The 7,037-nt window shown below is 51.8% G+C and carries 8 protein-coding genes and 1 tRNA gene; 5 read left to right on the forward strand and 4 right to left on the reverse strand.

What is annotated here, in order from left to right; genetic code table 11:
- Nucleotides 1-129 precede the first annotated feature (129 nt).
- The 3 genes from HOK28_22115 to HOK28_22125 all read left to right on the forward strand — a co-directional run bounded on the left by HOK28_22115 (nucleotide 130) and on the right by HOK28_22125 (nucleotide 2,538).
- Nucleotides 130-975 carry a HEAT repeat domain-containing protein gene (locus tag HOK28_22115; protein MBT6435803.1) on the forward strand — a complete coding sequence of 282 codons (846 nt, stop codon included), beginning with the start codon at nucleotides 130-132 and terminating at the stop codon, nucleotides 973-975.
- 97 nt (nucleotides 976-1,072) lie between these two features.
- A complete protein-coding gene (locus HOK28_22120; GenBank protein ID MBT6435804.1) occupies nucleotides 1,073-2,146 on the forward strand; it encodes a hypothetical protein in 1,074 nt (357 codons plus the stop codon).
- 119 nt (nucleotides 2,147-2,265) lie between these two features.
- Entirely contained in the window at nucleotides 2,266-2,538 is a 273-nt protein-coding gene (locus HOK28_22125) for a hypothetical protein (GenBank protein MBT6435805.1), read from the forward strand.
- Nucleotides 2,539-2,690: 152 nt separating this feature from the next.
- Here HOK28_22125 and HOK28_22130 read toward each other — a convergent pair whose 3' ends face one another.
- From HOK28_22130 to HOK28_22145, 4 genes are all read right to left on the reverse strand, one after another.
- A complete protein-coding gene (locus tag HOK28_22130) occupies nucleotides 2,691-3,596 on the reverse strand; it encodes a hypothetical protein (GenBank protein MBT6435806.1) in 906 nt (301 codons plus the stop codon).
- A 113-nt stretch (nucleotides 3,597-3,709) separates the two neighbouring features.
- A complete protein-coding gene (locus HOK28_22135) occupies nucleotides 3,710-4,597 on the reverse strand; it encodes a diguanylate cyclase (GenBank protein ID MBT6435807.1) in 888 nt (295 codons plus the stop codon).
- A 3-nt stretch (nucleotides 4,598-4,600) separates the two neighbouring features.
- Nucleotides 4,601-5,896, reverse strand: coding sequence for a cyclic nucleotide-binding domain-containing protein (locus HOK28_22140; protein ID MBT6435808.1), 1,296 nt, complete (start codon nucleotides 5,894-5,896; stop codon nucleotides 4,601-4,603).
- Nucleotides 5,897-5,940: 44 nt separating this feature from the next.
- Nucleotides 5,941-6,315: a hypothetical protein gene (locus HOK28_22145; protein ID MBT6435809.1), complete on the reverse strand. Its 375-nt coding sequence runs from the start codon at nucleotides 6,313-6,315 to the stop codon at nucleotides 5,941-5,943.
- 150 nt (nucleotides 6,316-6,465) lie between these two features.
- Here HOK28_22145 and HOK28_22150 point away from each other — a divergent pair.
- Nucleotides 6,466-6,552: transfer RNA gene (locus HOK28_22150), tRNA-Leu, on the forward strand.
- A 208-nt stretch (nucleotides 6,553-6,760) separates the two neighbouring features.
- Nucleotides 6,761-7,037 (forward strand): IS91 family transposase (locus HOK28_22155; GenBank protein MBT6435810.1); only part of this gene is annotated, 277 nt, incomplete at its 3' end.

Here is a 7,037-nt window from a genome sequence, read left to right on the forward strand (position 1 = left end):
ATCTACGACACCGAAACGAGGCTTTTTACGTACCACCGCTTGGAATACGATATTTTCTCGCAACGCAGAAAGATCCTCGACGCGGGCTTGGCGACGGTCTTTGGAGACCGGCTTTTGGTGGGAATGTAAATGCAGAAAGCAGCGATACCAGCTTTGCTGCTAGTGGTCGTTGCAACACTATTTGCCTATCTTTGGAACAGTGGCTACCTCGGCCCGCGAATACAACTCAATAAAGTGCTGGTGAATGCTCCCGCTCACTTCGATCGCGATACTGCCATGCGTGAGGCTATCCGGGCCATGGTAGAAAGCGAACTCGGTCAAGACAAGCTTGTAAACTGGTCTCCCGACGATATTGGTGAAGAAGGCCACGCCTTGGAGCTACGCGTCGGGGATGTGGTGGAGTTCAAGGGCGAGCAGCACCGTGAAGTCTTAGTGAGGCTCATTCCCGAGAGTGGTGAGCCACCTTTGGAGGCAATGGGTCTGGGCAAGGAGCCGCATCGGCTCGTCGGCTCGGTTCAGCATGGATTTCGGGATGGCTGGGCGCATGTGCTTTGGAGACGAGAACGCATCTCATGGACATCAAGCCAGCTGATTGAGGCCCTGCAAAATACGGAAGATAAGCGGCAGCGCCTGTTTTTAGTGAATCGCCTTGGGGAAACGAGGGCATTGGATGCCGTGGATGTTCTCGTTGAAATGCTCAAGGTTGAAGAAGATGACGGTGTTTTATTGAGGTTGATTGGGGCCTTGGCCCAGATTGGCAATGATAAGGGCGTTAAGGCCATGATCGCGACCACGCGCCTTAAAGATGAAGCCTTTGTGGTACAAGTGGTTTATGCGGTTGGTGGTATTGGTGGGAAAATGGCTGAGGCATTCTTGGTTACTTTGGCAAGTGGCCACCCATCGCCGCGGGTTCAGAACGCAGCGCGTCGAATGCTAGATGAGGGCACCAAGCCTTCCGCGCAAAATCCAAGATAAGTTTGTTTTTCTCACTCAGCGTCCGTTGATGACCTCTACCACAAGTGCTACGGTCACTCGCCTTGCTATACCTTTCGACTCTCACAGGGACGTCTAAATGAAATCTCGTTCGCTATTTATCTCTCTCGGCCTGATTGGCGCATTGGCAGCTTGCCAAAGTAAAACGGAAGCACCTGCACCAGCCAAAAAAGCTGAAGCCGTAGCTGAGCCAGCAAAAGCTGAGCCTGCTCAAGCAGCCGCTCAAACCAAAGCAGACCCAGCATGTGTTGGCGCAGCGGGCGAGGGCGCACCTCAGCTCGTTGAAACTGCCAATGGTAAGTGGGAGCGCAACGGCTCGACTGTAACCTGGAAAGAAGGCGCAAACGCCGATGGTATCGTTCTTGGTGCTATTACTGATATCAAAGACGGGGCAGATGAAAACATCGCGAACCTCAAGAAGGCAGTGACTTTCTTCACAGCTGAAAAGGTTGATGCCATTGTTGTAGCTGGTGACAGCGGCGAAACAGAAGAGCACATTACGGCTGTTCTCGATGTATTGGCAGCGCCGAAAGTGCCTGTATTCATCGTTATCGGTAACCGCGAAAGCAAGACAGTCTTCAACAAGGCTGTTGCCGCTGCTAGCATCAAGTACCCACACGTATTTAACCTCAATCAGGTACGTCGTGTAGATACTCCTGCTGTAGACCTCGTTAGCCTTCCTGGTTACTTCAACCCCGACTACCTCCACGCAGAAGATGGTTGCCGATACTTCGATGGCGACATCAAAGAGCTTGAGACCATCGTAGCGGGTCTTAATTCACCAGGCCTCCTCGTTTCTCACGGCGGACCTCAACAGGTTGGCAAAGATGCATTGGATTACACTTCACAGGGTAACAATGTTGGCCACGACGCACTTTTGCCACTCTTTAAGAATACCAACATCCCATTCGGTATCTTCGGCAACATTCATGAAGCGGGCGGTAGAGCAACCGACCTCGCAGGCGCGAAGCTTGCTGTTGGCGCTGAGCACCCAGCTCTTTACTTGAACCCAGGCCCAGTTGATTCAATCCGCTGGCCAATGAATGACGGCACCGAATCTACGGGTATGGCTGCTGTTATGACTATCAAAGCGGGCAAGGCGAGCTACAAAGTAGAGCGTTTCACTCTAGCTGCGGTAGCGCCAGCTAAGTAAAGCTACTGAAATAATTAGGGAAAAGGCCCGGCTCCTGCATTTGTAGGGGCCGGGCCTTTTTTTATGGTTTCCGCTCTTTCTGGCTGTACTTCCAGGTGCGATTCTGTGATGAGGCCGACATGGCTGAGAATCTCTTCAAATCGTTACAAGACAGGGCAGTTCGCTTAGGCGAGCGAGCAGTGTCGGGCCTGACCAAAGGCGATGAGAAGGCAGATGAGGCTTTACTCACAGCCCTTCATTCCGTCCGTGGTGGGCGTAGAGTATTGGATGAGCACCGCACGCGATTGCTTGGTGCAGTGGGTCTGGCCACTCGTGGAGACCTCGACAGAGTCTCTCGTAAACTGGGTCAGCTTCAGAAGAGAATGTCTCGTGTTCTCGAAGCAGTTCGCTAGTTATTAAAGAATTAGGATAGGTTTTAAACACAGGCGGCAGGAGCTTGAACGGGCAGGTTTCTATGCTTGAGCCTGGTGGCTTCAAGGCAAAAAAAAAGGCACCCAGACGTTAACCGCCCGAGTGCCTTTTCAATAGCTTCTTATAGAAGTGCTTACTTGGTGCTAACCTGTGGCTTTGCACCGAGAGCTTCAAGTTCTTCGTCACTTGCGAAGCGCTCTTCAGCTTTCCATTCTTTACCTTCTTCAATCTTCCAAGCGTCTGCGATTTTCATTTCAGGGAAATCAATCACAACAGGAACGATGCTGCCGCCGATTGTACGCTGAGTGAAATCGAAGCGAAGCTTGATGCCTTCTGCCTGACGCGGGAAGCGTGGGAAGAGGTAATAGCCAACTTCAAGGCCAGGCATGAATTCACGAACCCAGCGCTGTGGCTTAATTTGAAGAGTTGGAGGCTGTGCTGCGCCTTCGAGCTTAGAGATTTGAACAGCTTCACCCTTCACTTGAGGAGTGGTGAAAGTACCTTCAATCATCTGATAATCGACGGGACCAAATGCACCCCAGTGGATGTAAGCCATCTTGATAGCGTCTTGGCCGTCTACTTTGGCAGGTCCGATGTCATGGATATCGAAACGAAAGCCGTTGTTAGCTTGGCTAAAGAGTGGGCGATAGTGCCCTTGGCGCATCTTGTTCATCAGATCAATTGTAAGCTGGATACGTTCGTCACGTGCCTGCTTTTGACCAGGGTTCATATGACCCTTTTCAACCTTGGCTTCGCCGTACTTAAATTCACGCTCGAAATCTTGATGCTCTGGGTATTCCTTGCCAAGCTTACGCATGTCGCGGAAATAGCGCTCTAGGTGGATGCCAATTTCAGCTTGATACTTTTCTGGTCCCAAAAGGTGGAGGCCAGCCGACTGTCGTTCGAAAGCTGATTGAAGTTTGTTTAGCTCTAGGTTGTAGCTAAATTCTCGGTTTCTTTCGCGATAGTCATTGAGGCCCATAACGCCTCCAGCAATGATGACTCCGAGTACAATCAGCCATCCAATAAACGATTTCATTCAACTCTCCAGTTAGTTGCGTGTGGTTTCCCCGACGTCCTGTGTGGGGATGTGGGCGAATTTATAACGGGTGTGACAGGGTTCGTAAACCCGGATGCGCATGACGCGAGGCGTTATTTCGGTTCGTGGTTACAAACTCGGTTTCGACCGGTCTCTTTTGCACGATAAAGTGCCTCATCTGCGGCCTTTATGAAGGCATCCACGTCTTGAAGCTTGGAATAGTGGTTGGCAACACCAACGGAAACAGTCACCGGAATGGTGTGTTCTTCGAAGTGAAATTTCGTTTCTTCGATCAGTTTACGGACTTTTTCGGCCAAGACAGACGCTTGCTGGAGTGTACTCTCGGGCATGACGATGACGAATTCTTCACCGCCATAGCGTGCGAGAAGCTCATCTTTGCGAATCACGCCTTGGATCACGTGGGCGAGGCGGCGTAAGACATAGTCTCCAGCGATGTGCCCAAAGTTGTCGTTGACCGCTTTAAAATGGTCAGCATCGATGACTGCGACTGATAGAGGGCGTTTGTGACGAATGGCGCCGGCGAGTTCACGCTCGAGGAATTCTTCGAGCTTTCTGCGATTGGCCACTTCGGTGAGACCATCGGTAATGGTCATGTTGTAAATGGTTTCGTGAAAGATGGCCTCAGCATTACCGCTGCTGATGTATTTGAGAATAAATGAGCCAATTTGAATCAGGTCGCCGTTGGCAAGGACGGCTTTACGAATCTCGTCATCGTTGACGCGGCTACCATTGGTGCTCTCTTGGTCGACCAGGGTAATTTCATCGCCCATGATGATTTCGGCATGATGGCGGGAAACATTCTCATCGGCGAGGACGATGTCGTTGCTCTCGTCGCGGCCCAGAGAAAGAGTGGGTTGGTCGATAATGTAACGCTGTCCAAGATTCGGCCCGTAAATCTGAACGAGGCTCGAGTTCTTTGGCCCCGTCTGGAGAGGAGCCGGTATCGAGATTCGGGTCTTTTCGTCTTCAATGCCAGTCACGACTTAGGTGTCTCCATCGTCGAAGAGAATCTCGAACGATCCGGTGTGCTCGTCCCCCGCAAGCTCTTTACGAGCTCCTTGAAGTGCTTCGTTGGTATCTCGCAAACGGCCACTGAGCACCTGAACCAGGCTCCACAGAAGCTTGGTAGCAATCACAGGTTCGCTTCGAACAATGGAGAAAAACTCTCCTCGCTTCATCGTTAGCACGTTGCAGTCATTTTTAGCGCGAGCCGTTGCCGAACGAGGTGCGTTATCGACCATGGCCATTTCACCCAGGTGGACCCCGGCAGGTAGGGTGGTAATCACTTTTCCACCTTTGAGAATCTCTGTGTCTCCAGACAGAACCACATACATCTCTTCCCCGGCTTGGCCTTCACTGATGAGCTCAACGCCTGCCTCGAATTTATCGATTTGGGTGAGTCCTAGTACTTTCACCAGCTCATTGTAATTGAGGTGGCTAAAGACAGGAATCTGCTTGAGGATGGCGATTCGTTCTTCTGCGGCCACGGTGGCAGTATCGGCTTCGGCTTGGTCTGAAAAACGAAAGGCTACAACCGTCGCATTGTCGTGGCCACCACGGTCGAGAGCGGTTTTAACGATTTGTTCGATACCGCCGGTGAGGTTAGCGCTGCTTAGGGGCGCGGCCAGCTCTTTGTGTTCTCCGTAGTAGTTATAGACGCCGTCGGAGCAGAGCATGTATGTGTCGCCCGGATCGATATCGAAAATCATTGTATCGACGGCGACGGATGGTTGAACACCCAGAGCCCGAGAGAGCACATTGCCTTGTGGGTGGTCTTGGGCTTCGCTGCGGTTGATGATTCCGCGTTTGACGAGTTCGTTTACGTAGGTGTGGTCTTCAGAGAGCTGGTGCACGGTGTCTCGGCGCATCACATAGAGCCGTGAATCACCAACGTGACCAAGAATACCTTTTCCGTGGTCTGCCAAGAGTACAACGGTGCAGGTAGTACCCATGCCCGCTTTTTCGGAGTCTTTCGAGGCGCTTCCGAATACTTCACGGCAGGCAGTGGTAATGGCTGCTTCCATGAGCTTACGGAGGCTCTTGCTGTCTTTTGTTTTGCCGGATTCGCTGAATTTTGCGAGGGCAGCCTGGGTTTTTTCAGACTTGAGTTCCCGCGCGACAACCTCGCATGTCATCTGGCTGGCGACTTCGCCGGCGTTGTGACCGCCCATGCCGTCGCAAACGATATAAATGCCGTCTTCCACACTCGTGAAGAAGGCGTCTTCGTTGTTGGTCCGCACTCGGCCAACGTCAGTAAGTGCCGCTACAATAGGTTTCATGTGGGAAGTTTAGTCTTCGCTGGATTTCAGGGCAAGCGCTGCGGCTAGTGAAGGGTGCGATTCTTGGCTAGCTCACCGCCGGGAAGTACAGAAGGCTCCGGAGGCCGCGGTGGATCTGGGATTTGCGGGGCTATGGCAGAGGGCTGAGCCGGGGCAGGGGCGGGATTTGCGTCCTGGATTAGCTGGAGGTGTAGGCGCATGAGGTCTTCTTCGCTGATGGTCCCGGAATCCATGAGAATCTGGCGCAAAACATGGAGTTCTTGGGCATATTGGCCCAAATGCACCCTCTGATCGGTCAATTCTCGCGATAAATGGTTATAAAGCTCGAACAGGCGCTTTCGTTCCTGGTTTAGAAACCACTCTCGGCCCAGCAGGGCCACCGCGATGAGCAAGAGACCACAAATTAAGAACACGGCCATTTGAATTCCCCCGGGCGAGAAGCTCACCCTAATGCGAAAGTATAATTTCGGGGGCGCCGGCCAACAAGTCTGCGCGTGTAGGTACATATTTTCGCCCTGGAGGCTTGAAGATGCCAAATGGATCCGGTAAACACGCCTCACCTTTCATGGGCCGGTGTGGCGGAATTGGTAGACGCGACGGATTCAAAATCCGTTGATGGTGACATCGTGTCGGTTCGATTCCGACCACCGGTACCACAACTTCTCTTTATATTTTTCAAATCGATTTTGGTGTTGATGCGCGATTAGCAAATACAAGCTGTCGCAATTGAACTGCTTTGTGTCGCTTTTTGCATCCCAATGTCGCAAGAGCTTGGCTTAATAATAACCTCGGCTCTAAAAACTCGTGGTTTTTCGGTGAGTAACCCAATTAAATCTTTGGCAGGCATCTTGCCTTTAAAGGGGAATGCCTCGCCTCTCTTATCAACGCCGAAACCCATCCCAAACTCTTCTCTACCAAGTTGTTCAAAACCATCTAGAAACTTTCACCCATCATGCTCAAAGCTCAGGGCGCTGTCTTCCCGGATTTGTTCGAGCAGAATTTCAGGCATTTTCCAGATGCGGAATTCTTAGCCACGGATTTGCCCGCTTTGAGTGCGCAAAGTGTCGGCACAACCATCTTGTAGCTTTCTCATGTAAGCGGCGGGGATTTTGTCCTTCGTGCGGTGGGCGCAGAATGACCG

The sequence above is a fragment of the Deltaproteobacteria bacterium genome (genome assembly GCA_018668695.1).
In the GTDB taxonomy this organism is placed as follows: domain Bacteria; phylum Myxococcota; class XYA12-FULL-58-9; order XYA12-FULL-58-9; family JABJBS01; genus JABJBS01.

Coding starts and splice junctions, on each gene's coding strand:
- HOK28_22115 (MBT6435803.1), top strand. CDS start 130: ATGCAGAAAGCAGCGATACCAGCTTTGCTGCTAGTGGTCGTTGCAACA.
- HOK28_22120 (MBT6435804.1), top strand. CDS start 1,073: ATGAAATCTCGTTCGCTATTTATCTCTCTCGGCCTGATTGGCGCATTG.
- HOK28_22125 (MBT6435805.1), top strand. CDS start 2,266: ATGGCTGAGAATCTCTTCAAATCGTTACAAGACAGGGCAGTTCGCTTA.
- HOK28_22130 (MBT6435806.1), bottom strand. CDS start 3,596: ATGAAATCGTTTATTGGATGGCTGATTGTACTCGGAGTCATCATTGCT.
- HOK28_22140 (MBT6435808.1), bottom strand. CDS start 5,896: ATGAAACCTATTGTAGCGGCACTTACTGACGTTGGCCGAGTGCGGACC.
- HOK28_22145 (MBT6435809.1), bottom strand. CDS start 6,315: ATGGCCGTGTTCTTAATTTGTGGTCTCTTGCTCATCGCGGTGGCCCTG.